The sequence below is a fragment of the Butyrivibrio sp. INlla18 genome, assembly GCF_900103635.1.
In the GTDB taxonomy this organism is placed as follows: domain Bacteria; phylum Bacillota; class Clostridia; order Lachnospirales; family Lachnospiraceae; genus Butyrivibrio.
Genome location: NZ_FMXK01000008.1, coordinates 104,282 through 129,807 on the forward strand (window position 1 = coordinate 104,282; position 25,526 = coordinate 129,807).

General features: G+C 40.9%; 25 protein-coding genes. 23 read left to right on the forward strand and 2 right to left on the reverse strand.

From position 1 onward, the window contains the following. Positions 1-36: 36 nt before the first annotated feature. The 22 genes from nagE to BLS24_RS06810 all read left to right on the forward strand — a co-directional run bounded on the left by nagE (position 37) and on the right by BLS24_RS06810 (position 23,742). Entirely contained in the window at positions 37-1,479 is a 1,443-nt protein-coding gene (gene nagE, locus BLS24_RS06705) for an N-acetylglucosamine-specific PTS transporter subunit IIBC (protein WP_176764360.1), read from the forward strand. A 113-nt stretch (positions 1,480-1,592) separates the two neighbouring features. After that, positions 1,593-2,579, forward strand: a complete 987-nt coding sequence (locus tag BLS24_RS06710) for a DUF3048 domain-containing protein (RefSeq protein WP_091757364.1) — start codon at positions 1,593-1,595, stop codon at positions 2,577-2,579. 108 nt (positions 2,580-2,687) lie between these two features. Beyond that, complete coding sequence (locus tag BLS24_RS06715; RefSeq protein ID WP_176764361.1) at positions 2,688-3,104, forward strand: LysM peptidoglycan-binding domain-containing protein; 417 nt, start codon at positions 2,688-2,690, stop codon at positions 3,102-3,104. A gap of 106 nt (positions 3,105-3,210) precedes the next feature. Further along, on the forward strand, positions 3,211-3,855 hold the full coding sequence (locus tag BLS24_RS15385; protein WP_091757368.1) for a hypothetical protein: 645 nt from the start codon (positions 3,211-3,213) through the stop codon (positions 3,853-3,855). 113 nt (positions 3,856-3,968) lie between these two features. Then, positions 3,969-5,780 carry an aspartate--tRNA ligase gene (gene aspS / locus BLS24_RS06725; RefSeq protein WP_091757371.1) on the forward strand — a complete coding sequence of 604 codons (1,812 nt, stop codon included), beginning with the start codon at positions 3,969-3,971 and terminating at the stop codon, positions 5,778-5,780. A 235-nt stretch (positions 5,781-6,015) separates the two neighbouring features. Further along, complete coding sequence (locus BLS24_RS06730) at positions 6,016-8,046, forward strand: methyl-accepting chemotaxis protein (protein WP_091757373.1); 2,031 nt, start codon at positions 6,016-6,018, stop codon at positions 8,044-8,046. A gap of 274 nt (positions 8,047-8,320) precedes the next feature. Continuing rightward, positions 8,321-8,584: an AtpZ/AtpI family protein gene (locus BLS24_RS06735; RefSeq protein ID WP_242872246.1), complete on the forward strand. Its 264-nt coding sequence runs from the start codon at positions 8,321-8,323 to the stop codon at positions 8,582-8,584. A 23-nt stretch (positions 8,585-8,607) separates the two neighbouring features. After that, on the forward strand, positions 8,608-9,018 hold the full coding sequence (locus BLS24_RS06740) for an ATP synthase subunit I (protein ID WP_091757377.1): 411 nt from the start codon (positions 8,608-8,610) through the stop codon (positions 9,016-9,018). Between the two features lie 10 nt (positions 9,019-9,028). Next, positions 9,029-9,799, forward strand: a complete 771-nt coding sequence (locus BLS24_RS06745) for a F0F1 ATP synthase subunit A (RefSeq protein WP_071175005.1) — start codon at positions 9,029-9,031, stop codon at positions 9,797-9,799. A gap of 50 nt (positions 9,800-9,849) precedes the next feature. Beyond that, a complete protein-coding gene (gene atpE / locus BLS24_RS06750; RefSeq protein ID WP_071175006.1) occupies positions 9,850-10,131 on the forward strand; it encodes an ATP synthase F0 subunit C in 282 nt (93 codons plus the stop codon). Positions 10,132-10,150: 19 nt separating this feature from the next. Next, entirely contained in the window at positions 10,151-10,687 is a 537-nt protein-coding gene (gene atpF, locus BLS24_RS06755; protein WP_236845944.1) for a F0F1 ATP synthase subunit B, read from the forward strand. 159 nt (positions 10,688-10,846) lie between these two features. Continuing rightward, positions 10,847-11,386 (forward strand): ATP synthase F1 subunit delta, encoded by a 540-nt coding sequence (gene atpH, locus BLS24_RS06760; RefSeq protein ID WP_091757379.1) that lies wholly within the window; start codon positions 10,847-10,849, stop codon positions 11,384-11,386. 22 nt (positions 11,387-11,408) lie between these two features. Then, positions 11,409-12,929, forward strand: coding sequence for a F0F1 ATP synthase subunit alpha (atpA, locus tag BLS24_RS06765; RefSeq protein WP_091757381.1), 1,521 nt, complete (start codon positions 11,409-11,411; stop codon positions 12,927-12,929). Between the two features lie 17 nt (positions 12,930-12,946). Continuing rightward, positions 12,947-13,810 carry an ATP synthase F1 subunit gamma gene (atpG, locus tag BLS24_RS06770; RefSeq protein ID WP_091757383.1) on the forward strand — a complete coding sequence of 288 codons (864 nt, stop codon included), beginning with the start codon at positions 12,947-12,949 and terminating at the stop codon, positions 13,808-13,810. Positions 13,811-13,952: 142 nt separating this feature from the next. Beyond that, positions 13,953-15,347, forward strand: coding sequence for a F0F1 ATP synthase subunit beta (atpD, locus tag BLS24_RS06775; protein WP_091757385.1), 1,395 nt, complete (start codon positions 13,953-13,955; stop codon positions 15,345-15,347). A 5-nt stretch (positions 15,348-15,352) separates the two neighbouring features. Then, on the forward strand, positions 15,353-15,781 hold the full coding sequence (atpC, locus tag BLS24_RS06780) for an ATP synthase F1 subunit epsilon (protein WP_091757387.1): 429 nt from the start codon (positions 15,353-15,355) through the stop codon (positions 15,779-15,781). Between the two features lie 165 nt (positions 15,782-15,946). Then, on the forward strand, positions 15,947-18,724 hold the full coding sequence (locus tag BLS24_RS15525) for a carboxylesterase family protein (RefSeq protein WP_091757389.1): 2,778 nt from the start codon (positions 15,947-15,949) through the stop codon (positions 18,722-18,724). 20 nt (positions 18,725-18,744) lie between these two features. Further along, positions 18,745-19,932, forward strand: coding sequence for a glycoside hydrolase family 5 protein (locus BLS24_RS06790; protein WP_091757391.1), 1,188 nt, complete (start codon positions 18,745-18,747; stop codon positions 19,930-19,932). Positions 19,933-20,075: 143 nt separating this feature from the next. Then, complete coding sequence (locus tag BLS24_RS06795; RefSeq protein WP_091757393.1) at positions 20,076-21,323, forward strand: ATP-binding protein; 1,248 nt, start codon at positions 20,076-20,078, stop codon at positions 21,321-21,323. 48 nt (positions 21,324-21,371) lie between these two features. Then, positions 21,372-22,289: a macro domain-containing protein gene (locus BLS24_RS06800; RefSeq protein WP_091757395.1), complete on the forward strand. Its 918-nt coding sequence runs from the start codon at positions 21,372-21,374 to the stop codon at positions 22,287-22,289. A 94-nt stretch (positions 22,290-22,383) separates the two neighbouring features. After that, complete coding sequence (locus BLS24_RS06805) at positions 22,384-23,220, forward strand: tetratricopeptide repeat protein (RefSeq protein WP_091757397.1); 837 nt, start codon at positions 22,384-22,386, stop codon at positions 23,218-23,220. Positions 23,221-23,337: 117 nt separating this feature from the next. Then, positions 23,338-23,742 carry a hypothetical protein gene (locus BLS24_RS06810; protein WP_091757399.1) on the forward strand — a complete coding sequence of 135 codons (405 nt, stop codon included), beginning with the start codon at positions 23,338-23,340 and terminating at the stop codon, positions 23,740-23,742. A gap of 25 nt (positions 23,743-23,767) precedes the next feature. Here BLS24_RS06810 and BLS24_RS06815 read toward each other — a convergent pair whose 3' ends face one another. Then, a complete protein-coding gene (locus tag BLS24_RS06815; protein ID WP_091757401.1) occupies positions 23,768-24,229 on the reverse strand; it encodes a hypothetical protein in 462 nt (153 codons plus the stop codon). Between the two features lie 50 nt (positions 24,230-24,279). Continuing rightward, positions 24,280-24,918 carry a hypothetical protein gene (locus BLS24_RS06820; RefSeq protein WP_091757403.1) on the reverse strand — a complete coding sequence of 213 codons (639 nt, stop codon included), beginning with the start codon at positions 24,916-24,918 and terminating at the stop codon, positions 24,280-24,282. Positions 24,919-25,163: 245 nt separating this feature from the next. Between BLS24_RS06820 and BLS24_RS06825 the strand changes: the two genes are divergently transcribed. After that, positions 25,164-25,520, forward strand: coding sequence for a helix-turn-helix domain-containing protein (locus tag BLS24_RS06825; RefSeq protein WP_091757405.1), 357 nt, complete (start codon positions 25,164-25,166; stop codon positions 25,518-25,520). The last annotated feature ends 6 nt before the right edge of the window (positions 25,521-25,526 follow it).

Sequence of the window (25,526 nt, forward strand, 5' to 3'; positions counted from 1 at the left end):
GCAGTTAGATATAAAGGACAAAGGAGGAAAAGTAGTATGATGAAGTATTTACAAAGGATCGGTAAGTCTCTGATGCTTCCAGTTGCTGTTCTTCCAGCAGCGGGTATCATGTATGGTATCGGATATTGGATCGATCCAACAGGTTGGGGGGCTAACAATATCATAGCTGCTTTCTTGATCAAGGCAGCGTCGGCCATCATCGATCAGATTCCAATTCTTTTCGCCATCGGCGTATCAGTTGGTATGGCAAAAGACCATGATGGAACCAGTGCTCTGGCAGGTCTTGTCTCTTTTCTTATGATCACAACACTTCTTAGTAGCGGTGCTGTAGCAATGTACAGAGGTGTTGATGTATCCGAAGTTCCTGCAGCATTTGGCAAGATCAGTAATGCATTTATTGGTATCCTCTCAGGTATTATTGGCTCCAGTTGTTATAACAGATTCAAAGATACCAAGCTTCCAGACTGGCTTGCATTCTTTAGTGGAAAGAGATGCGTTGCTATTGTAACAGCAGCAGCTTCATGCTTGGCTTCAGTTATTTTGTATTTCGTATGGCCTATTATCTTCGGTATCCTTGTAGCATTTGGTAAAGCTATCATTGGACTTGGTCCTATAGGCGCAGGTATTTATGTAATGCTTAACCGTGCACTCCTTCCATTGGGACTTCACCACGCTCTCAATGCTGTATTCTGGTTTGATACTGCAGGTATCAATGATCTTAACCTCTTCTGGTCAGGCGCTGACGGAGCAGTTAAGGGCGTTACAGGACAGTACATGACAGGATTCTTCCCAATCATGATGTTTGGTCTTCCTGCTGGTGCACTTGCAATGTATCACACAGCAAAAGATACAAAGAAGAAAGTTGCAGCTTCCCTTCTTTGGGCGGGCGCGCTTGCTTCATTCTTTACAGGAATCACTGAGCCTTTGGAATTTGCATTCATGTTCCTTGCTCCTGGATTATATCTTGTTCATGCAGTTCTTTCTGGTATTTCAGCAGCAGTTTGTGCAGCACTTCCATTTAGGGTTGGATTCAACTTCTCAGCTGGTTTTGTAGATTGGTTCCTTAGCTTTAAGGCTCCAATGGCAGTTAATCCTTGGCTTATTCTTCCAATAGGTCTTGTATTTGCAGTTATCTACTATGTAGTATTTAGATTTGTAATTATAAAGTTCGATCTCAAGACTCCTGGTCGTGAAGATGACACAGAAGAGGAAGAGAAAAAGATCGATCTTGCAAATAATGATTTCACAGCAATGGGTAAGCTCATCCTTGAAGGCCTTGGCGGTAAAGAGAACATCAAAGAGTTCGACTACTGTGCAACACGTATCCGTGCAGAAGTAAATGACTACACTCAGGTCAATGAAAAGGTTATCAAACAGGCAGGCATTGCCGGTGTTATCCGTCCATCCAAGACAACAGTTCAGGTTGTTGTAGGACCAAAGGTACAGTTTGTACACGACGAGATAAAGAAAATGCTTTGATTAATTTGATTTTGAAGAGGTTCAGCCTTGTGGCTGAGCCTCTTTTGCTTTAAGATATAATAGACGCTTATAAAAGAGGAGAGAAAGAGTGAAAAAATATTAAGGGGTGTTATATGCGTTTAAAAAATGTTCTTGCAGTTGCAACTAGTGTATTTAGCGCTTTTATGCTTTCTGTCACTGCCTATGCTGGTAATTCAGAGCTGACGGGACTTCCAATCGATGACAGCATTGCAGGTCAGAGACCTGTAGCTATCATGGTGGATAATGAAAAGAAAGCTCTTGCTCATTACGGCGTAGCAGAGGCTGATATTGTTTATGAGATGATGAACAGCACAGCTAATGGCCGAATCACAAGACTTATGTGCCTTTACAAGGACTGGGCAAATCTGGGACAGACAGGAAGTATCCGTAGTACCAGAACTACCAACATTATCCTGACTGGTGAGTACAATGCGGTACTTATCCATGATGGAGGCCCGGTTTATATCAAGAGCTATCTGAAACAGCCTTATGCTACACATATAAGTGGCGGATTCACAAGGGTCAAGAATGGCAAGCCAACAGAATATACAGAGTATGTCTTTGGCGAAGAGCTGGTAAACAGATTTGCCAAGGCTGGTATTCCTAATACCTATAGCGCAGCTCTTGAGAGACCAACGCATTTCCTTTTTAACGATAATGATGTGGAGCTTCCAAGTGAACTTGTAGCTAATACAGTTGATCTTTCAAGCATCTTTGTCCACAACAAGAGTCAGCTTCTTTTCAATGCAGAAACAAGAACATACGATTACTACGAGTACGGAGCTGTTCATGCAGATGCGGAGGATGGACAGGTTCTGACCTTCAAGAATGTCATTCTACAGAATGTTCCATTTAAGAAGCTTGATAAGAATGGTTACCTTACCTACGATGTTGTCGGATCAGGTACCGGTTATTACATCACTAATGGTAAGGCGCTTCCAATAACATGGGTAAAAGATAGCGCAACAGGATTTACTCATTATTACTACGCAGAGGGCGTTGAGGTCATGATCAATAGAGGAAAGACTTACATTGGTCTTCTTCCTACTGACACCTGCGACCAGCTTAGGATTGGTTGAGGGCTGATGGCGAAATCAACTGTCCGTTTTATAACCCACTATAAATTATAGGATTGTATTGTGAGAAACATGCAATCCTATTTTTTATGTTTAAATGTGAGGTGGATTATGAGTAAAGCGTTGATGGCAGCAGCTAGTTTATATAATGATCAGAGATTTTTATCAAAAAGTGAATTGAGGATATATAGAAATAAGATCAGACGTCAGAGAATTGTCAGAAGACAGCGCGTTACATTAGCGCTTGTTATTGCAATGATTCTTTTTGCAATGATCTTTGTAGTATCAACACTTGTATCTGACGCTGCATCAGATGACTATACTCCAGAATACAAATACTATGGATCAATAACTGTAGGTGTTGGTGATACTTTGTGGGATATCGCTTCTGATAACATTTCCTGGACACACTACGATACAGTAGAGGACTACATTTCAGAGATATGTAGCATCAATCATGTAGAAGAAGAGGAAATCTTTGCAGGTGACAATCTCGTGATACCTTATTATTCAACGGATTTTAAATAATAAAAGTATTATAAAAACTGCAAAAATACTCAAAAATTCGTTTAAATATGCCGATTATTGCTATATAATTAGTTTAGGAACGAGTCCTTTTTTGGAGGTAACGTCTATGAGGAAAGAGTATATTGCGGGAATGCTTTTAATATCAATGATGGCGCTGGTTCTAGGATGTGGCAAGAGCGCACAGATAGAGTCTGAAGGCGCAGATCTTAAGCCGGTCATATATCTTTATCCTACAGAGGACGATACAGAGATCGCTGTAAGTCTTAATTACAATGGAAATCTTGTAGAGCTTATTCCTGAGTTCAATGCAGAAGATACTTGGAATGTAACAGCCAATAGAGATGGACAGATTACCTTTGAGGGTCAGACCTATGATTACTTGTTCTGGGAAGGAGATCCTGCATATTCTTATGATTTCTTCTCGGGCTTCTGTATCAGAGGCGCTGACACAGAGATGTTCCTTAGAGAGAAGCTTCCTCTTTTAGGACTTAACGAGTCAGAGACAGAAGAGTTCATCGAGTTCTGGGTTCCTATGATGGAAGGCAATGAATTCAATATGATCAGCTTCCAGGGTAACAACTATGACAAGAATGCCAAGCTTACCATCAACCCTCAGCCAGATAACATTATCAGAGTGTTCATGGCTTGGTATCCAACAGAAAGATATATCAAGATCAATCCTCAGTATATCGAGACTCCTTCAAGAGATGGTTTTACCGTTGTTGAATGGGGTGGCAATAAAGTAAAATAATAGGCTTGAAACTATTACAATGTTGGTCTAAAATGTTGTGCGTGGTATCGGATTAATTTCCGGAATCACGCACTTATTTTTTATCACGAACAATTAGAAATGGAGTAGTTTTTATGATGCAATCACGTACACATAACTGTGGTGAGCTGCGCATGGAAAATGTTGGCGAGAGCGTTACACTTGTTGGCTGGCTTGAGAACATGCGTGAAGTCGGAAGCGGACTTGGTTTCGTAGTTCTTAGAGACTTCTATGGCACAACCCAGATCGTCCTTGAAACAGAGGAAATGGTTAAGACAGCCAAGGCTATCAATAAAGAATCAACTATTTCTGTAAAGGGTGTAGTAAGAGAGAGATCTTCCAAGAACCCTAAGCAGGAAACAGGTGATATAGAGGTTGTTCCTGAGTCTATTACAGTCCTGGGACGTTGCCGTTACAACGAACTTCCTTTTGAGATCAATCATTCAAGAGAGGCTGATGAGACAGCTCGTCTCAAGTATCGTTATCTTGATCTTAGAAATCCAGAAGTTAAGAAGAACATCATTCTTAGATGTAACGTAGTAGCTGCACTTCGTCAGGCTATGATGGAACACGGATTTATGGAGATCACAACTCCTATTCTTACAGCTTCATCTCCAGAAGGCGCAAGAGACTACCTTGTTCCTGCTAGAAAGCATCCTGGTAAGTTCTATGCACTTCCACAGGCTCCACAGCAGTTCAAACAGCTTCTTATGACAGCTGGATTTGACCGTTATTTCCAGATTGCACCATGCTTCCGTGATGAGGACGCAAGAGGAGACAGAAGCCCAGGAGAGTTCTATCAGCTCGATATGGAAATGGCTTTCGCTTCTCAGGAAGACGTATTTGCAGTTTGTGAGGATGTTCTTCCTCCAATCTTTGCTAAGTATGGTACATATAACCGCGCATCAGGCGCTCCATTTAAGAGAATCCCTTATCTTGAGGCTATGGAGAAGTATGGCTCAGATAAGCCAGATCTCAGAATAGATCTTACAGTTAATGATGTTACAGAGACTCTTGCTGATTGTGGCTTTGGACCATTTGCTACAAAGGCAGAAGATGGAACAGAGACAAATGTCAGAATCAAGGCAGTTGTTGTTTCAGATTTCAAAGAGAGCAGAAAGTTCATCGACAAGACTATCTCAGACGTTGAGGTTCAGTCAGGTAATAAAGCATATTGGTTCAGAATTGATGAGAATGGCGAGCTTGTTGGAGGTATCTCTAAGTTCGTTGCTCCTATCAAGGATCAGGTTGTATCAGCTCTTTCACTTAAGGCTGGTGACCTCGTAGTTCTTTCAAGCGGCAAGCTTTCTGCTGCACAGAAGACTGCAGGTGTTATTGTTAAGACATTTGGTGCTGCTGTTCCTGGACATATGGACAAAGAGCAGTATGCATTCTGCTGGATCGTTGACTTCCCTATGTACGAGATCGGTGAGGAGTCAGGTGAGCTTGAGTTCTGTCATAACCCATTCTCAATGCCATCAGGCGGTCTTGAGACACTTCTTAAGGCTGAGAGAGGTGAGATCGATCCACTTTCTATCACAGCAGATCAGTATGACCTTGTTGTTAACGGCGTAGAGCTTTCATCAGGTGCTGTTCGTAATCATGATCCAGAGATCATGATCAAGGCATTTGAGATGGTCAGACTTGGTGAGGATGACGTTAAGGCTAAGTTCCCTGCTATGTACAACGCATTCTGCTATGGTGCACCACCACACGCTGGTATTGCTCCTGGTGTTGACCGTATGGTAATGCTTCTTGCAGGTGAGGATTCAATCCGTGAGATTATTCCTTTCCCTATGAACAAGAACGCTCAGGATATCATGATGGGTGCTCCTGGATTCGTAACAGACAAGCAGCTTGAAGAACTTCACATCAGAACTGTAGATGTAGAAGAGTCTGCAGAATAATTTTATAGAATAAATATACAATTTGATTACATGAATCAAAGCCCTATTTTACAAACCTAGATGAATTATTGATCATCTGGGTAAGAAGAAATAGGGCTTTAATTTGCGCATTTTTATGCCTTTTTCATGAAAAAACAATTAATATTAAAAACAGATTTAATTTATAATACGTTAATTTATTGGCCGTATAATGATTATATGATTTACATAAAGTCACATACTTAAGGAGGGAATCATGACTGAGAAGAAAGAGGTCGCTTCAAAAAAAGGAAAAAGGATAAGTGCGCAGTTACTTGTACTGATAGTACCTATTACAGCACTGGCAATAGCGATAGTTACAACATTCATAGCGCTTAGCGCTAGGGCAGTAATTGAAGAACTGGCTAGAAATGCTCTGTATCAGGAGGCAAGAGCTAATGCTGCTGAAACAGGCAGTAAAGTTCAGATGATCACAACATATTTTGAGGGGCTAGCCCAAACTATAGAGCAGAACTCTTATAACAGTGATCAGGAAATAATAAATGATTACCAGTTCAGTATGAACCAGTTTACTGAAACCAGTACAGGCTTCTATATTGGTCTTTCTAACAAGGATTATATCGATATATCGGGATGGGTTCCTGATGCTGGATACGATCCTACGGCAAGACCTTGGTATACTTACGGCATAAACTATAGCACGATGACTCTTAATCCACCTTCAGTGGATCTTAGTACCGGAGAGATTGTAGCAGCTATTTCAAGAAAGATTACACTAAAGGATGGCAGAAGCGGTGTAATGTCTGCGGACATTTTTCTTAATGACATTTCCAAGACAACTAGCGCATTTAAGCCTCTTGGAACAGGATCCACAATGATGTTCTCAGGTTCAACAATGGTTGCATCTCCTTCAGAGGATCAGATAGGAAAAGATGTATCTGACTATCCTGACGATGGATTCATCCAGCAGGTTGCGTCTATCGTTAAGAGTGGCGGAACAAATGATATCATCACTATCCATGGAACTGATGGACATGATTACTATGTAGCATTTAATAATGTTGCAGGAACAGAGTGGTATCTTGTTTCGTTTGTAAAGGTTTCAGAAGTGCTTGCTTCACTTAGAAGCTTCATCATAATCAGTGTGATCATAGCTGCTATAATCGTGCTCATTATGGCGATCATAATGTTCAGAGTAATTACAAGAATGATCACTAAGCCAGTTAGCAATCTGACTAATAATATTACAAGGATCGCAAGTGGTGACTTCACCGTAGATATTCAGAAGGGCAGCGAAAATGCAAACGAGATCGGTATCATGAACAATAACATGTTTGATTATGTTAATCAGATGCGTGATACTCTCGCAGAACTTAAGGGTGTTACAGGTAAGCTTGCTACAGAAGCGAATAATAGTAAGACAGCATCCAGCGACCTCAATGAACAGGCTGATGAGCAGAACAGAGCAATGCAGCAGATTCAGGGTGCTATGGATGATATGGCACATGCCGTTACAGAACTTGCAAATCAGGCAACAACCCTTGCTCAGGAAGTAAGTAATCTTAACGATAAGAGTAATCAGACAAAAGACACTATGGAAACTCTCGTAACAAAGGCAAAAGAAGGCCAGAGAGACATGGAAGCTGTTCAGACTGGTATGACAAGCATCTCATCTTCAATGGAAGAGATGAACAGAGTAGTTGGAGATGTTGGAGAATCTGCTAACAAGATCAATTCCATCATCGAGATTATCAACTCTATTGCGTCACAGACAAACCTCCTTTCACTCAATGCTTCAATTGAGGCTGCAAGAGCTGGTGAGGCTGGTAAGGGATTTGCAGTTGTAGCTACAGAGATTGGTCAGCTTGCTAATAACAGTGCTGAGTCAACAACTCAGATTGCTGAGATCATCAAGGATATCACAGCACAGATAAAAGACCTTTCAGATAAGTCACAGGCTAACATGGAAGAGATCAGTGCTAACATGGATGCAGTCAATACTGCAGGAGAGACCTTTGAAGAGATCTTTAAGAGTCTCGATGAGACTAGCGATATTGTCGGTGAGATGATCTCTAAGGTAGGCAATGTTGATGAGATCGCAACTTCTATGGCTGCTATTTCAGAAGAGCAGTCAGCAAGTACACAGGAAGTTAGCGCAACAGCTACAACTCTTGCATCTAGTGCAGAGCAGGTTGCAGTTAACTCCAAAGGTGTTGATGGAAGTGCGGCTGCAGTATCAGAATCCTCAGATAGAATCGAGGATCTCATTAGTCAGTTCAAGCTTTAATTACAATATAGCTATAAATAGAGTTTCAGAACAATAAGCGAAATTTTGATAAAATATTTCTAAATCAAAAGGCTAAGGGTTTCATTTTCCTAGAAAGGAAGGGACTTTTAGCCTTTTTTAATACAATACACACAAAAGCATTAATCGTCTAACATCAGTTGAGAAAATGGCGCAAAAAGTGTATTATTATCTTGTTATACTGTTTATTTTATGCACAATAGACGGTATACCGATAAAAGTGAAAGGAGAGTTGAACTAAATGCAGGTTAAGCGCATGTCAGAAATATTAGGACAGTTCGCTATGGTAGGCCAGCTTGGACTATCACTCCTTATGCCACTTCTTATGTGTCTTTTAGCATGTTATCTTTTGTGTGCCAAGTTATCTGTTGGCACATGGGTTTACATACCAGGGTTTATCTTAGGGCTCGGAGGTTCTATGACGACAGCTTATAAAGTTTATCTGTCAGTGATCCACAAAGAAGAAAAAAAGAAAAAAGCTAAAAATAGCAGTGAAGTTTCTTTTAACAGGCATTTTTGATTACTTAAATTTAGGAGAGACGTATGAAATTACAGGATGCTGTAAAAAAAGAGACGGGGATAATTGCTGTGGGGACAGCCATAGGTATTCTCGTTATGTATGTTGTTTTTTTTGTTTTGCACATGGTGCTTCCAAGTTGGGCACCATTTGATATACAGGTTATCTTGGGAGGAATAGGCGGCTTTATAGTGGCTGTCGGTAACTTCTTTTGGATGGCCATATCTGTGCAAAAAGTTGCAGGTATTACGGATGAAGAGAGAGCAAGAAAGACCATGAGCGTAAGCTACAGGTACAGAACCCTGCTTCAATTCTTGTGGGTTATTATTGCGATAGTAGCTCCCATATTCAATGTGGTGACAGGAATTGTTCCTCTTTTCATTCCAAGCTTGATAATCAAACTACGCGGGATCTTGTCTGCGGGGAAAGGAGGTTGAAGGCGAAGATATGAGTAGTGATTTTTCAGTCGTTGGGCCGAAGATATATTACACGATCCACACTGGTATCCCGATTTTGGGCGATTTTAACATTACAGAGACCCTCGTTGTGAGCTGGATCGTAATGATTATTATCACTGGATTGTGTATCTTCCTCACAAGAGATCTTAGACTGGAGAATATTTCCAAGAGACAGGCATTCGCAGAGATGCTTGTGGAGATGGGCAATAATTTTGTCCGTAACAATACTGGAGGCAATAAGTTTGATAAATTGATACCGTTTGTATCCGCTCTGTTTGTAACGAGTGTAGTTTCAAACCTTATCAGCCTTACAGGACTGAGAAGTCCAACAGCAGACTTATCAACAGAAGCCGCTTGGGCTGTAGTTGTTTTCATCATGATCACAGCTACCAAGATCAAGACCAACGGCGTGGGCGGATATCTGAAAGGTTTCACGACACCTATTGCAGTCATGACACCATTCAATATTCTGTCAGAGCTTGCTACACCAGTTAGTATGGCATGCCGTCATTTTGGAAATATCCTTTCAGGAGTAGTTATTGACGGACTTATCTATTGGGCTCTGGGACTTGCGTCAGCAGCTCTTTTGGGACTCATCCCTGGAGCAGTTGGAAGATTCCTTTCCAACATACCGATCTTAGGAGTCGGTCTTCCAGCCATTACAGGTGTTTACTTTGACTGGTTCTCAGGATGCATGCAGGCATTCATCTTCTGTATGCTGACCGTCATGTACATCGCCAATGCGGCAGAGGAAGGTTAAAAAACTAAATAAAGTGAAACGATAACAAAGTTATTTTAGGAGGCAAAAAAATGGGTGATTTTGAGTTATTAGCTAGAGGTATTGCACTTGCAGGATGTGGTATTGGTGCAGGATGTGCACTTATCGCAGGTATTGGACCTGGTATTGGTGAAGGAACTGCTGTTTCTAAGGCTCTTGAAGCTATTGGACGTCAGCCTGAGTGTAAGGGCGATGTAACAAGTACTATGCTTCTTGGTTGTGCCGTTGCAGAGACAACTGGTATCTACGGTTTCGTTACAGGTCTTCTTCTTATCTTCGTTGCACCTGGAATGTTTATGAATTACCTGAAGTAATCAAAAAAGGAGAACTAATATGCAATTACAGGCTCTAATGATGCTCACTGCGGATACAGCCAAGACGCAGGAGCTGGTTACATTGGTACCCTGGACCTTTATTGCACAGATAATAAACTTATTTATCCAGATGTTTCTGATAAAGAAGTTCCTTTTCAAGCCTATCAACGATATTCTTGAGAAGAGAAAAAATCTTGCTGACAAGGCAATCAGGGAAGCCAGAGAGGCCCAGGAAGAAGCCGATTCTCTTAAGTCTCAGTACGAAGAAAGCCTGACTAATGCACATGCCGAAGCTGCAAAGATTGTATCTGAAGCTCAGAAAGAGGCTCAGAACAAGGCTGATACTCTTGTAAAAGAGGCAGAGCAGCAGGCAGCAGGAATCAAGGCAAGAGCTGCTGAAGACATTGAGCAGGAAAAGAAGAAGGCTATCAATGAGGCCAAAGATGAGATTGGCGGACTTGCAATGGATATTGCAGGCAAGGTTGTTGAGAAAGAGATCAACGAAGCTGATCACAAGAAGCTTATTGAGGACTTTATTAGCAAAGTCGGAGCTTAAAAATCAATCAGCCCGAAGCATTCACTGCTGAAGGAAAAATAACAATCAGTCCGAAGCATTTACTGCTGAGGACGTAAGAAAATGAAACTAGGGTGAGCATGCCCTATGCCGAAGGCATTTTAATGGCATGCGAATCAGAATTTCGACGAAGGAGAAATTATGAGTAAAGCTGGAGATCTTTATGGGCAGAGCCTATATGATCTGGCAGCGGAATCTAACCTATCGGATGAGATACTGGGCGAAATGGAGTTGATCAAAGGAATCTTTAAAGAGAATCCTGATTATGTGACACTTCTTTCGGAACCTTCGGTCCCAAAGAACGAAAGACTGAAACTTGTCGACGAGGCATTCGGAGACGGTTGTCAGCAGTACCTTTTGAACTTCATCAAGATCTTGATCGAGAAGGGATTACTTAGAGAATTCTCTGCTTGTCAAAAGAGATTCAGGAAATGCTACAACGAGGAACACGGTATCGCAGATGCCCTTGTTACCACGGCTGTGGCGCTGGATGAGGCACAACTCAAACAGTTAACTGATAAACTTGAGAAGTTAAGCGGCAAAAAAGTGTTGCTGAAGCAGAAGGTAGATAGTGGCGTCCTTGGTGGCGTAAGAGTAGATCTTGAGGGACAGCTCTTTGACGGAACAGTCAAGGGCAGGTTATCCGAGCTTCGCAGAAAAGTTGATGAGACAGTCATCTAAATAATATACATCGGAGGATGATATGGAACTAAAACCAGAAAAAATATCCGAGGTCATTCGAAGCCAGATAAAGAATTATCAGAACGCAATTATCCAGAATGAAACCGGTACAGTTCTTACCGTTGGTGATGGTATCGCCAGAGTAAGCGGACTTTTGAACTGTATGGCAGGTGAGCTTCTGGAGTTCGAGAATGGTACATTCGGAATGGCTCAGAACCTCGAGGAAACAGTAGTATCCGCGGTTTTGTTCGGCGAGGATGTTGGTATCAGCGAAGGACAGACCGTTAAACGTACAGGTCGAGTTGTTTCTGTTCCTGTAGGCGAGAAGATGATCGGACGTGTTGTAAACGCTATCGGTCAGCCAATCGATGGAGCAGGTCCAATCGAAACCACAGAATATAGACCAGTTGAGTCACCAGCTCCTGGTATCATTGCCAGACAGCCTGTTAAGGAGCCTCTCCAGACAGGTATCAAGGCTATCGATTCCATGATCCCTATCGGTAGAGGTCAGCGTGAGCTTATTATCGGTGATAGACAGACTGGTAAGACTACAATTGCTATCGATACAATCCTTAACCAGAAGGGTAAGGATGTTATCTGTATCTACGTTGCTATTGGACAGAAGCGTTCAACAGTAACAGCACTTGTAGAAGATCTGAAGAAGGGCGGAGCAATGGACTACACTATCGTAGTTGCTGCTACAGCTTCTGAGCCTAGCCCACTTCAGTATATTTCACCATATACAGGTTGTACTATGGGTGAGTACTTCATGAATAAGGGAAAACACGTGCTTTGCATCTATGATGACCTTTCTAAGCATGCTGTAGCTTATCGTGCACTCTCACTTTTGATCAGAAGACCACCAGGACGTGAAGCTTATCCTGGAGACGTTTTCTATCTTCACTCAAGACTTCTTGAGAGAGCTGCTAAGCTTTCTGATGAAAACGGTGGCGGATCACTTACAGCCCTTCCAATTATCGAAACTCAGGCCGGAGACGTTTCAGCGTATATTCCTACAAACGTTATCTCCATTACTGATGGACAGATATTCCTTGAGACAGAGCTCTTCCACTCAGGTATCATGCCAGCGGTTAACCCTGGTATCTCAGTATCTCGAGTAGGTGGTAACGCTCAGATCAAGGCTATGAAGAAGGTTGCCGGAACACTTAAGCTTGTTTATTCACAGTATCGTGAACTGCAGAGTTTCGCTCAGTTCGGTTCAGATCTTGATGAAGATACAAAGGCTCGTCTTGCACAAGGTGAGCGTATCGTAGAAGTTCTGAAGCAGGACAAGAATCAGCCTGTTCCAGTTGAGAAGCAGGTTGCGATTCTCTATGCGGTTGTCAACAACATCCTTATCAAGGTCAATACCGAAGATGTTGCTGAATACGAAGCAGGCCTTTACGACTTCCTTGACAGCGATCCTACTGGTATCGCAGTTATGAAGGAAATCCGTGAGACTGGTAAGCTCGAGAGCGACACTGAGAATAAGTTAAAAGAAGTACTGAACGCTTATACTGAAAACTTTATCAAGAAAAAATAATCAGGAGGAAAACTTAAATGGCTGGATCAATGAAAGCTGTTAAACTCCGAATAAAGAGCGTTCAGAGCACGATGCAGATCACGAAGGCGATGCAGCTGGTTGCAGCTTCAAAGCTTCGTAAGGCAAAGGAAAAGGCTGATAACTCAAAGCCTTACCTTGAGACCGTGCTTGCAACACTTACAGATATAGCCAATGGAAACAATGATTTCCGTTCTATCTTTACCAAGAGTAATGAAGATAATGATAGATGGCTATATGTTGTAATCGCCGGAGACAGAGGTCTTGCAGGCGGATACAACTCAAATCTGTTCAAGTTTGTTGAGAAAGAGATCAAGGATAAGAGCAATGTTACAGTTCTTCCTATCGGTAAAAAATCTGTTGAGTTCTTTAAACACAGAAATGTGCCTATCCTCACAGAAGAGTATGCCGAGGTTGCCAAGATCACAATCTCAGATTGCTTCCAGATAGCAAAGCTGCTCTGTGGATCATATGGCGGAGATGGTTTTGGACATGTATTCCTGTGCTACACAAATTTCGTGTCCATGCTCTCTCAGGTACCTACCGCTACATCACTTCTCCCATTATCTGATCTCAAGACAGATAACAAAGAGAGCGATGGCAAGGCAAAAGACCTGATTCTGTATGAGCCAAACAGTGAAACAGTGTTCGATACAATTGTTCCTGAATATTTAGCTGGAATCTTGTACACAAGTATCAATATCTCATATGCTTCTGAGCTTGCTGCTCGTAGAACAGCCATGGAGGCTGCGACAGACAACGCAGAAGAAATGATCGAGAACTTGAGCTTGTACTACAATAGAGCTCGTCAGGCAAGCATCACACAAGAAATCACGGAAATCGTGGCTGGTGCTGAAAGCTAAAGTAATCACTTGGCGAGGTTTTTACGAGCCTAGTGTACTACTTTGTTCTGGCTCGTGCATAGCACGAGAGCAGAACTTCCATATAAGAGCAGAACTTCCATATAAAATATGAAGGAAAATAAAACATTTAAGGAGTTTAACAATGAGTGAAAATCATGTTGGAAAGGTAATACAGGTTACAGGTCCTGTACTTGACATCCGCTTCAAAGAGGGTGAACTTCCAGATCTTCACAATGCTATAGAGATCATGATCGAGGACCGCAAGCTTATTGCAGAGGTTGCTCAGCAGGTCGGAGATGACGTAGTTCGTTGCGTAGCTATGAGCTCCACTGATGGTCTTGTACGTGGCGTTGATGCCAAAGATACAGGAAGTCCTATCACTGTACCAGTTGGTGAAAAGTGCTTAGGAAGAATCTTCAACCTTCTTGGAGAGCCTGTTGATAACGAACCTGCACCAGAGGGAGTAGAGAGATGGGCAATCCATCGTCCAGCTCCTGCTTATGAGGATCAGGTTCCTGCTACAGAGATCTTTGAGACAGGTATCAAAGTCGTTGACCTTATCTGCCCTTACGCTAAGGGTGGTAAGATCGGTCTTTTCGGTGGTGCCGGCGTAGGTAAGACAGTTCTTATCATGGAGCTTATCAACAACGTTGCTAAAGCTCACGGTGGTATTTCCGTATTCACCGGTGTAGGTGAGCGTACTCGTGAAGGTAACGACCTTTACGGAGAAATGAAAGAAAGTGGAGTTATTGATAAAACTGCACTTGTTTATGGACAGATGAATGAGCCACCAGGAGCCAGAATGAGAGTTGGTCTTTCTGGACTTACAATGGCTGAATATTTCCGTGATGTAAAGAATCAGGATGTGCTTCTTTTCATCGATAACATCTTCCGTTTCACACAGGCTGGTTCAGAGGTTTCAGCCCTCCTTGGACGTATGCCTTCAGCCGTAGGTTATCAGCCTACACTGGCTACTGAAATGGGTGCTCTTCAGGAGCGTATCACATCCACCAAGAAGGGATCTATCACATCAGTTCAGGCCGTATACGTACCTGCTGATGACCTTACAGACCCTGCTCCTGCTACAACATTCACACACCTTGATGCTACAACCGTTCTTTCCAGAGATATCGCATCAAAGGGTATTTATCCAGCTGTTGATCCTTTGGATTCAACAAGCCGTATCCTTTCTCCAGATATCGTAGGAAAAGAGCATTACGAAGTTGCTAAGGGTGTACAGCAGGTTCTTCAGAGATATCGTGAACTTCAGGATATCATCGCTATCATGGGTATGGATGAGCTTTCAGAAGAGGATAAGCTTACAGTTTACAGAGCACGTAAAGTACAGAACTTCCTGTCACAGAGCTTCTCAGTTGCTGAGCAGTTCACAGGTCTTCCTGGAAAGTACGTTCCTCTCAAAGAGACAATCCGTGGCTTCAAGATGATCCTTAATGGTGAGTGCGATGATCTTCCAGAGAGTGCATTCCTTCTTGTAGGAACTATTGACGAAGTCTTCGAGAAAGCAAAGAAAGGATAACTATTATGTCCAGTTATCATTTACAGGTTGTGTCCCTAGATGGTCTCGAATTCGAGGGTGATGTTCAAAAGATCATGCTTCGTACAATAGATGGTGATGTTGAGATTTTGGCTCGTCACACCAACTACTGTACAGCTATTGGCATGGGCACCGCCAAAGTGACCATGGACGACGGCCAGGAGAGAAAAGCAGCCTGTATCGGTGGAATGCTTTCTGTAATGAACGGAGAGGTCAGAGTCCTTCCTACTACTTGGGAGTGGAGTGAAGACATCGATCTTGATCGTGCCATTGCTGCTAAGCTCAAAGCTGAAGAAACTTTGAATGACAAAGCAATCGACAAGGAAGCAAGAATTCGTGCCGAGGCCAAGCTCTACAGAGCTCTTGTACGAATCGGTTCCTCCGGTAAGGATAAAAGCAAATTATTCGATAATTAAAAATGACCCGCCTAGGATTTAGAGTCCCAGGCGGGTTTTTGATTGCAAAAATACAACTTAGCAACCTTTAGAATAGATGTAGCAATAATTGAATAGACCATTTTCCTCAAAAATTTTACTCTACGATAAGAGACTGTATTTTTTAACACAATGGGGTGAAAGATTATGTTAAGAACAACAAAAGTAGAAAATGGTTTAGTTAAAGGTCTTGCAGGCGAAGATCCTCGAATTACCGTATACAGAGGAATTCCTTTTGCAAAGCCACCAGTTGGGGAAAATAGATTCAGGGCTCCACAGCCATGCGACAACTGGGAAGGAACATTAGAAGCATACGATTTTGGACCGATCTCTTATCAGGACACACCTGGTATTGGCGGTGGCCTCTACGACAGAGAGTGGCACGTTGATCCAGAGATTCCAATGAGCGAGGACTGCCTCTATCTCAACATTTGGACTCCTGCTAAAAGAACTGACGAAAAGCTCCCAGTACTTGTATGGTACTTTGGCGGCGGCTTCCAGTGGGGCTACACAGCAGAGATGGAATTTAACGGAGAGGCACTTGCTAAAAGAGGCATCGTAGTAGTAAGCGTTGCCTACAGACTTGGCTGCTTCGGATTCCTTGCACACAAGGATATAACAGCAGAATCACCAGAAGCTCCAGGTAACTTTGGTCTTCTGGACCAGAGATTTGGACTTCACTGGGTTCATAGAAACATCGCTGCATTTGGCGGAGATCCAGATAGGATCACCATTTCAGGTCAGTCAGCAGGTGGCTCTAGCACAATGCACCAGCTCACCAATCCTGAGAACTACGATATCGTAAAGGGCGCTGCAATCCTTAGCGGAATCATCAGAATGCCTAAGGCAGATGACGATATCTTTAGACCACTTAATCTCTCCCAGGCAGAGGATCTCGGTGCTCAGTTCTTTGAAAGTCTCGGGGTAAAAGACCTTTCAGAAGCCAGAAAGCTCACATCAAAAGAACTGCTCGAAGGCTATGATAAATTTGTTCAGGATCATCCAAGAATGTTCCCTATCATCGATGGTAAGTTCTGCGACAGCGATCCTGTAGAGCGTTTTGTAAATAGAAAATGTGCTGATGTTCCTGTAATGTCAGGAAATACATCAGATGAATTTAAGATAGATGGAATCAGCATGGTAGAGTCCTCTGTAAAGAGTGCTTTTGGCGATGCTCATAAAAATGCACCTGACCAGAAATTCTACTATTACAGATTTGATCCAGATATTCCTGGAGATGGACATCCTGGAGATAGCTATCCTGGAACCTTCCATTCATGCGATCTTTGGTTCTTCTTTGGAAATCTTGCAAAGTGCCACAGACCATATGCAGGCCATCACTATGACCTTCAGAGACAGATGTGCGACTACTACGCAAACTTCATAAAAACTGGAAATCCTAATGGCGAAGGTTATGACAAGCTTCCACTTCCAGAGTGGACACCTTATACACCAGAAAATCCAGCAGAAATGGAGTTCCTTGGAAAAGGCGCTGTACCTAGATTTGAAGGTGGCATCAGACAGAATAGCCAGAAGCAGGCAGTTAACCCATATCTTCCTTCATGGGAGTACATCCCAGATGGTGAGCCATATGTATTTGGCGACAGAGTTTATGTCTATGGTTCACATGACCTCTATCAGGGCGAAACATTCTGCCTTGGGGATTATGTTTGCTGGTCAGCTCCAGTTAATGACCTTGGAGAATGGAAATATGAGGGAGTAAGCTATCCAAAGATTTCAGATCCTCTTAATCCAGATGGACATATGTGCCTCTATGCACCAGATGTTACTGTTGGTCCAGATGGAAAATATTACCTTTACTACGTTCTTGATAAGGTATGCGTTGTGTCAGTTGCAGTTTCAGATACACCGGCAGGTCCTTACAAGTTCTACGGATATGTTCATTACGAAGATGGAACCAAGCTTGGAGAAAAAGAAGGCGACGAGCCACAGTTTGATCCTGGTGTAATTACAGAAAACGGAGTCACATATCTTTTCACAGGATTCTGCGGACAGGGCGACAAGTCAAGACATGGCGCAATGCTCACTGTTCTTGGCGAAGACATGCTCACAGTTAAGAAAGCGCCTAAGTTCATCGCTCCTGGCAATCAGTACAGCCAAGGAACACCATACGAGGGACATGCATTCTTTGAGGCTCCATCAATCAGAAAGCACGGTGATACATATTACTTTGTATATTCATCAGAAGTTATGCATGAGCTCTGCTACGCAACATCAAAAGATCCTGAGGGACCTTACGAGTACGGCGGAGTAATCGTAAGTAACTGCGACCTCCACATCGACAGCTACAAGAAGGCTGAGGAGGCAACAGCTTACGGAGCCAACAACCACGGCAGCATCGTTGAGATTGCCGGCCAGTGGTACATCTTTTACCATAGACACACAAATGGAACATGGTTCAGCAGACAGGGCTGCGCTGAGAAGATCAACTTCGAGGCAGATGGCTCTATCAAGCAGGTTGAGATCACATCTTGCGGACTTAACAACGGACCACTTTCTGACAAGGGCGAGTACCCAGCTTATATCGCTTGTAACATCTTCACAAAAGAGCATAAGATATATGTTGAAGCAGGTGCTCCAAGAGTTGTCCAGGAAGGCGGAGATGGTGACCAGAACCCTGGCTACATCAAGGATATCGTCGATGGAACAACCATCGGATTCAAGTACTTTGACCTCAAGAAGGTTACCGGTCTTAGAATTAAGACAAGAGCTTACTACAACGGAACTTTCGAGATCAGAACAGCTCTTGATGGCGAAGTTCTTGGCGAGATCAAGGGCATCGGCTCAAATATCTGGACTTCATTTGAAGGTAAGCTAAAAGAGCTTAGCGGCACACATGCACTGTACCTGACTTACAAGGGAACAGGAAATGCAAGCTTGTCTTCAATTGAGTTCCTTCACTAATTTGAGGGGAATAGAAATTTATGTCAAAAAAGAAACTTATTATTTTTCCACTTGTCTTCGCACTCCTTACAGGGTGCGGAGCCAGTGCACCAGTAGATGATGGAGGTGCAAGCGCTACAGCTGAAGCTAGTGTGGAAGTAGCCCAGGATGTAAGTAGTACTGAGGCATCAGAAGGGAAATATGATATGAGAGATATCACACCTAAGGATCTTGTGGCCGAGATGACCACCGGTTGGAACCTTGGTAATACCTTTGATTCATGGGGTGGCTCAGGACTTTCAGATGAGACCTATTGGGGTAACCCCAAGACCACCAAGGAAATGATCGACGCTGTTCACGACAAAGGCTTTAATTCAATCAGAATTCCTGTGACATGGTATGATCACATGGGCGAAGCTCCTGAATATACCGTTGATGAAGCTTGGATGGACCGCGTAGAAGAAGTTGTCAACTACGCCCTTGATGATGGAATGTATGTTATCATTAATTCTCACCACGAAGAAGAGTGGCGTATTCCAGACAATGCTCACATCGATTCAGTTGACGAACAGGTAAAGGTTCTCTGGGTTCAGATTGCAGAGAGATTTGAGAAATATGGAGATCATCTTATCTTCGAAGGGCTCAATGAGCCAAGAGTAAAAGGCGGTCAGGATGAATGGAACGGCGGAACGCAGGAAGTTCGAGATTGTGTAAACAGACTCAATCAGACCTTCATCGACGCAGTTCGTTCAACAGGTGGCAACAATGAAAAGAGACTTGTTCTCATTACAACTGTTGCTGATTCACCTGTTAAACCGGCAATCAACGGTCTTACAATTCCAGATGATGAGCATATGGCAGTAACGATCCATGCTTACACACCTTATGATTTCACCTTCAAGTCAGACAATTCCTATGATAAGTGGGATGGTTCTCATAAGGCTGATATTGACTATATGTTTGCTGATCTAAGAAATAAGTTCATCAGCAAAGGCATTCCAGTCCTTATGACAGAGTACGGCGCTGTTAACAAAGATGGCAACGAAGATGAAGTATGCAACTGGGTTACCTACTACCTCACCAAGGCAAAAGAACTTTGTATCCCATGCTTTTGGTGGGACAACGGCCAGTTCAATGCCGGCAATGAATTCTTCGGAATCTTCAACAGAAATACCCTCAGCTGGGAAAGAGAAAAAGTCGCTGACGCGATAGTTGAAGTATATAAGTAAATATGAGCATTATAAAACGGTCGCAAATCTAAAATTTGCGACCGTTTTCAATCGTATTTTCAATCGTAAAAATTTGCGACCGAAAATACGATTGAAAAATAATCGATAATCTTCTATTATAGAATTATAAATGGAGGATGATCATGAAAGAAACAAGGCAATTAGAGTTCAAATCTGATATAACAAATACATTTTTAAAAACTGTTAGTGCTTTTGCAAATTATGATGGCGGTCAGATTATATTTGGTTTGGCTGATGATGGAAGTGTAATAGGACTTACTAATCCAAAGCAAGCATGTCTTGATATAGAAAATAAGATAAATGATTCAATTCGCCCTCAGCCTCAGTATGAGTTATCTGTTGATGACAAGAATAAGACTGTTGTTCTCGTAGTAGAAAGTGGGAGAAATAAGCCATATACTTACAAATCAAAGGCATACAGAAGAAATGATACGGCAACGATTGAAGTAGATGAGCTGGAACTCTCCAGACTAATTCTTCAGGGAAAAAATACAAATTATGAAGAACTTCCTGCAAGTAGGCAAGACTTATCATTCAAGATATTAGAAGAAAAAGTTAAACAAGAAATAGGAATAAGGGTATTTAACAAAGATGTGTTAAAAACATTGAATCTGTATAGCGATTCTGAAGGATATAATAACGCTGCTGAGCTTGTTGCGGATCAGAATAATTTTCCAGGAATTGATATCGCAAAATTTGGAGATAGTATAAACATCATATTAAAGCGTGTAACATTTGAGCATCAGTCAGTATTAGAGCAAATAGAACAGACGGTTCAAATTTTCAAAGACTATTACCAATATGAAGAAATACAGGGAATGAATAGAAAAACAGTAAGTAAGATTCCAGAGGAGGCATTCAGAGAATCAATTGCTAATGCGATAATTCATAGAACATGGGATGTTAATGCTCAGATAAGAGTTATGATGTTTGATGACAGGATTGAAATATCTTCTCCAGGCGGTTTGACATCAGGTCTTTCAAAAGAAGAGTACCTCAAAGGAAATGTTTCTATCCTAAGGAACCCTATTCTAGGGAATATCTTCTATAGATTACATATTGTTGAGATACTAGGAACAGGAATTTTGAGGATCAAACAGGCCTATGAAAGCAGCAACACTAAGCCTTCGTTTGAAATATATGACAATTCTATCAATGTTATCTTACCTGTTATGGATAGTTTGGTACTTTCTGAAGATGAAGAAATGGTATATAAAATCTTGAGTAAATCACAGCCTAAATCTGTCGGTGAAATTACAGAAGAGGTTCCTTTTGGAAAGTCAAAAGTAACTACATTGATAAAGGGATTGGTTGATAGAAAATATGTCACAGTAGTTGGCAATGGTAGAGGAACGAAGTATAAGTTGTAATGATAAGAATAGCATTGAATTATAAGCGAGTTTTATTTGGAGAAAACTATGGCATATAAAATAGTCCATAAAAGCCTAAAATCAATTAAGGCTGACGTAATAGTTAATGCTGCAAACACAAAACCAATTTGTACGCCGGGTTGTGAAATGGAGCTGTATGTAGCAGCAGATGCAGAAAAAATGTTGGATGCAAGGCGAATGCTTGGTGAGATAGAGCAAGGAAAAGCAGCATCTACAGAAGCATACAATCTCATGGCTGCTAGAGTGATTCATACTGCAATGCCTAGACATGGCTGTGACAATAGGGCTAAAGAAAAAGTGCTTAGAAACTGCTACAGAAATTCCTTTAAGTTGGCAGGAAGCTTCTCTTGTAAAAGTATAGCAGTGCCCATTTTTATGTTGGATAGTAAAACTTTTCCTAAAAGAAAAGCAATCGAAATAGCTATGGGGGAAGTGACTAAATACTTATCTAAAAACGACATAACAATATACATTGCTGTTCCTCAAATAGATGAGTTTGTTCTGCCAGATAATTTAATGCAAGATATTGATTCTTTACTTTATTATGAGGGTGAATCATATGGCGGAAATTCTTTACAGGATACAATAGAGAAGGAAACCGAAAGTTTTGGAGAATGCTTTTTTAGACTCGTGGATGAAAAGGGGCTCACTGATGCTACAGTATATAATAAGGCTAATGTAAACCGAAAGGTAATCTCTAAACTCCGTATAAAACCTGATAGAAATGTAGATAAAAAGACGGCGATTGCGCTTGCAATAGGTTTGGAGCTTGATATAAATGATACGGAATATTTTCTTAAACTTGCTGGTTTTGCCCTTTCTCCGAGAATTAAGTTTGACCGCATAGTCAGGTATTTTATAGAAAGTGGTAAATATGATATTCAAGAGATAAATGAAGCTCTTTTTAAATATACTGAAAGGGTGTTAGTTGGAGCTGATAAATAAATGTCTCTTGTGAAGAGACCTGTAAGAATCACTAAGACTGTACTATTTAGACAATACAAAGAATTATATTATTCTAGGAGGCATAGTCGTTGTGATGAATTTAATGATAGAAGAAAAGATAAAAGAAGAACTAAGAAAGAGTCTTAATGCCTTTAAGGAATCTGATAATCCAAGACTTTATGAGTTGATTAAAAAAGTAGTTATAGATGGTTGGAACTGTTACGAAGATCCGTTCTCATTTGCTGTGGCTCTTGACACCGCGGATATGACATGCCCTATGCCTGAGGCAGTTGGGGATATTGTAATTGATTTATATACAGTTGCTTCCGAAAATCAGATAAATAAGGGAACTGCCCTAAATAATCTTGGAGTTATTTTCTATAATGATCGATACGGGAGAAAAGATCAGTCCAAGGCTATTGAGTATTATAATGAGGCTGCAAAGAATGGTGATGAAGCAGCGTTCGCAAACCTTGGCTATTGTTATTATTATGGTTCTGGTACTCAAATAGATTATGAAAAAGCATATTACTATTTCAGCAAGGCTGCTCTAAAGGGCTCTGCTGAAGCAATGTATAAATTAGGAGATATGTTCAAATGCGGTCATTACGTAGATAAGGATGAAGATCTTGCTAGAACAGCGTATGTTAAGGCAATTAGTTTATTAGAAGATAATTCATATTTTATTCCATGTACTGGAAAGGCATATTTGCGAATTGGTGATATGTATTATGAAGGTATAGGAACGGAAATTGATCTTAATTTTGCATTGGAAGCTTATCAAAAAGCAGAAGCAGCTTTTTATGAGATGTTGCGTCTTGGTGATATTTACAGTGATAGTTCAATGAAACATGTAAAAAATAGGATTGCTGAAATAATGCTCAAAAAAGATGAGTATATTCCACAAATTGATTGGACCAAGAAGTTTTAGTGATGGTACACAGTGGTGTATAGTGTTAAAAAATGTCTCTTCACGGGAGACCTACAAGAAGTCTTTCTCAAATATAGTGATTATGTAATAAAACTTTAATTGAGAAAGGCTTTTGCAATGGATTATAAAATTTTGTATGAACTTACCGTGCGTTGCACTGCACATGAATGTAGTGAAGATTTGACGGCTTATAAAATTATAGATATTGACGAAGAAGCGGTGTATACCACTGACAAAAAATATATAAGATCACAGCTTATGGAAGTAGATGAAATAAAAATTGATAAAGATGGAGAAGAAATTATTCTAAGGGTTCCTTTTCTAAAAAAAGAATCCGCAATTATTTGGATCCGAGAAGCTTTTGTAATAATCAATGAAAAAGGATCACGAGCTATGTATGCTGCTGCTCTTGAAGAATGGAGGAAAATAATGCACCCATACTATGACTGCAGTTGGTTTACCGGAGGGCAAAAGGTGGACGAATGGCGAAAGGAAATGAAAAGAATAGCTGAAAGATTATGAAAATATTGTATAAAAGCTAATTTCATTAATTCTTTCGCTGTGTTGTAAAGCCTTCATACCTTGGTTCATATTTATAATGCAGAGCAGCTTCAATAAGTTCTAGTGTAAAGATTCCTACTGATTTATCTAAGATAACGTCTATTCTTCTAGTATTTGCTTTTATCCAATCGCCTGCATTTTCTTCGGTTATAGCGTAATCAGACATTCGCGTATCGTTTATTAGTGATGCAGCTAAAGTACTTTTTGCACTTCCTGCATTGTAATGCTGACTCTGAAATCTTGCATTGCTCCTTGGCCCTGCTTTACCAATCTTGAGGAATTCATCCTCGTATATAAACGTGTACACACCCATCTTCCCATTAGGAAGAGTTCCAGGGGTATGTGGAATGCCTCTATCTATAATCTCATATTCATTTTTAGTGATAGGATGATCCAGTAATTTAGTGATTTCAGTAATAATCCTATCAAATTCATCACAGTAATCCATCTTTTTTCTCCTAGAATTATTATATGCTTGCAGAAGTGTCATTATGCTTTTTATGGTATGGCTTGAACACATTGTATAGTTGGATCATCCATAAGTTTTAGACTAACAGAAGGAATGTCCATTTCCATATTTTTCATATTTTCTAATGCTACGTTTAAGAATTTCTCAGCATTTTCTGAAGAAAGAGCTCCTTCACATTTCACAATATTTGCTGAATGAATTTGGTATCCAAGTTCTGACGCGATATCTTTAAAATTTCTTTGCTTGTTGAGAGCTTCTAATACACTTCGAAACTGGAAATATCCATAAATCATGACTTGCATGATCGCATCAGTATTCCAGATTCTCTTGTAGAAATCTAAGAATGCTTCGCCTTCTGGCATTGGAGAAGGTATTTTTTCAAGGATTGTTTCAACCATCAACTTTAATTCATCTAATTTCTGGGTTTCTCCCACATAGAGATAATAGCCAACAGCAAATTCATTTACGAACATTTCTTGCTCAATATTTGAATCTTGCTTTATGTTGCTTTCACCAGCAAAGCAATGTCCGAGTTCGTGAATAATATTGTACCAGTGGAAATATAGATCAAATTTCTGCAATACGTCTGCACCTAAAATTTGCTTAAAACTTTCTTGCTGTTCTTTTGTTCCTGTTTCATATTTTCCTGATTGAATAACATATCTCATCCTGTCAATCCTCCGTAGGTCGATGTTTTCAAGGATAATTGTAACTATACAATATTCGGTATGCAATAAATATTTAACACACTATTTTTAACGATAATAAGAGAGAAGATAAATGCATAGCCGCTCAGAACACTCACTAAATATATGTTTTTTATGATGCGTTCATTCTTGTACTTTTTGAAATCGTAATATGATTGAAAAATATATACTAAAAGTATATAATATTAATATATGGAGGTATAATTATGAATACTATCAAAGAGTTAAGAAAAACTACTGGAATGTCACAGAGTAAGTTTGCATTATATCTTGGTATTCCAGTTGCAAATATACAACATTGGGAGCAAGGAAAGACTACCCCACCAGATTATGTGACTTCTCTTATTTCGAGAGTAATGAAAAGTGATGGATACATTGAAGAGGAGCTTACTACAGCGCAAATAGATATGCTTCGCCAGACACAGGCTACTCTTGCGTTAGAAAATCTAAGTGTAGGAAATATGGCTATGAATGCTATGGGAAAGATGATCAAAGGCAAGATTTCCAGAGAAGAATACCAAAGGATGTTAAAGGAGAATTATAAGGCAAATGGTAAGCATTGATCATTA

Excerpts from the sequence above, each read along its gene's own strand:
- nagE (WP_176764360.1), top strand. The coding sequence starts at position 37 with ATGATGAAGTATTTACAAAGGATCGGTAAGTCTCTGATGCTTCCAGTT.
- BLS24_RS06710 (WP_091757364.1), top strand. The coding sequence starts at position 1,593 with ATGCGTTTAAAAAATGTTCTTGCAGTTGCAACTAGTGTATTTAGCGCT.
- BLS24_RS06715 (WP_176764361.1), top strand. The coding sequence starts at position 2,688 with ATGAGTAAAGCGTTGATGGCAGCAGCTAGTTTATATAATGATCAGAGA.
- BLS24_RS15385 (WP_091757368.1), top strand. The coding sequence starts at position 3,211 with ATGAGGAAAGAGTATATTGCGGGAATGCTTTTAATATCAATGATGGCG.
- aspS (WP_091757371.1), top strand. The coding sequence starts at position 3,969 with ATGATGCAATCACGTACACATAACTGTGGTGAGCTGCGCATGGAAAAT.
- BLS24_RS06730 (WP_091757373.1), top strand. The coding sequence starts at position 6,016 with ATGACTGAGAAGAAAGAGGTCGCTTCAAAAAAAGGAAAAAGGATAAGT.
- BLS24_RS06735 (WP_242872246.1), top strand. The coding sequence starts at position 8,321 with ATGTCAGAAATATTAGGACAGTTCGCTATGGTAGGCCAGCTTGGACTA.
- BLS24_RS06740 (WP_091757377.1), top strand. The coding sequence starts at position 8,608 with ATGAAATTACAGGATGCTGTAAAAAAAGAGACGGGGATAATTGCTGTG.
- BLS24_RS06745 (WP_071175005.1), top strand. The coding sequence starts at position 9,029 with ATGAGTAGTGATTTTTCAGTCGTTGGGCCGAAGATATATTACACGATC.
- atpE (WP_071175006.1), top strand. The coding sequence starts at position 9,850 with ATGGGTGATTTTGAGTTATTAGCTAGAGGTATTGCACTTGCAGGATGT.
- atpF (WP_236845944.1), top strand. The coding sequence starts at position 10,151 with ATGCAATTACAGGCTCTAATGATGCTCACTGCGGATACAGCCAAGACG.
- atpH (WP_091757379.1), top strand. The coding sequence starts at position 10,847 with ATGAGTAAAGCTGGAGATCTTTATGGGCAGAGCCTATATGATCTGGCA.
- atpA (WP_091757381.1), top strand. The coding sequence starts at position 11,409 with ATGGAACTAAAACCAGAAAAAATATCCGAGGTCATTCGAAGCCAGATA.
- atpG (WP_091757383.1), top strand. The coding sequence starts at position 12,947 with ATGGCTGGATCAATGAAAGCTGTTAAACTCCGAATAAAGAGCGTTCAG.
- atpD (WP_091757385.1), top strand. The coding sequence starts at position 13,953 with ATGAGTGAAAATCATGTTGGAAAGGTAATACAGGTTACAGGTCCTGTA.
- atpC (WP_091757387.1), top strand. The coding sequence starts at position 15,353 with ATGTCCAGTTATCATTTACAGGTTGTGTCCCTAGATGGTCTCGAATTC.
- BLS24_RS15525 (WP_091757389.1), top strand. The coding sequence starts at position 15,947 with ATGTTAAGAACAACAAAAGTAGAAAATGGTTTAGTTAAAGGTCTTGCA.
- BLS24_RS06790 (WP_091757391.1), top strand. The coding sequence starts at position 18,745 with ATGTCAAAAAAGAAACTTATTATTTTTCCACTTGTCTTCGCACTCCTT.
- BLS24_RS06795 (WP_091757393.1), top strand. The coding sequence starts at position 20,076 with ATGAAAGAAACAAGGCAATTAGAGTTCAAATCTGATATAACAAATACA.
- BLS24_RS06800 (WP_091757395.1), top strand. The coding sequence starts at position 21,372 with ATGGCATATAAAATAGTCCATAAAAGCCTAAAATCAATTAAGGCTGAC.
- BLS24_RS06805 (WP_091757397.1), top strand. The coding sequence starts at position 22,384 with ATGAATTTAATGATAGAAGAAAAGATAAAAGAAGAACTAAGAAAGAGT.
- BLS24_RS06810 (WP_091757399.1), top strand. The coding sequence starts at position 23,338 with ATGGATTATAAAATTTTGTATGAACTTACCGTGCGTTGCACTGCACAT.
- BLS24_RS06815 (WP_091757401.1), bottom strand. The coding sequence starts at position 24,229 with ATGGATTACTGTGATGAATTTGATAGGATTATTACTGAAATCACTAAA.
- BLS24_RS06820 (WP_091757403.1), bottom strand. The coding sequence starts at position 24,918 with ATGAGATATGTTATTCAATCAGGAAAATATGAAACAGGAACAAAAGAA.
- BLS24_RS06825 (WP_091757405.1), top strand. The coding sequence starts at position 25,164 with ATGAATACTATCAAAGAGTTAAGAAAAACTACTGGAATGTCACAGAGT.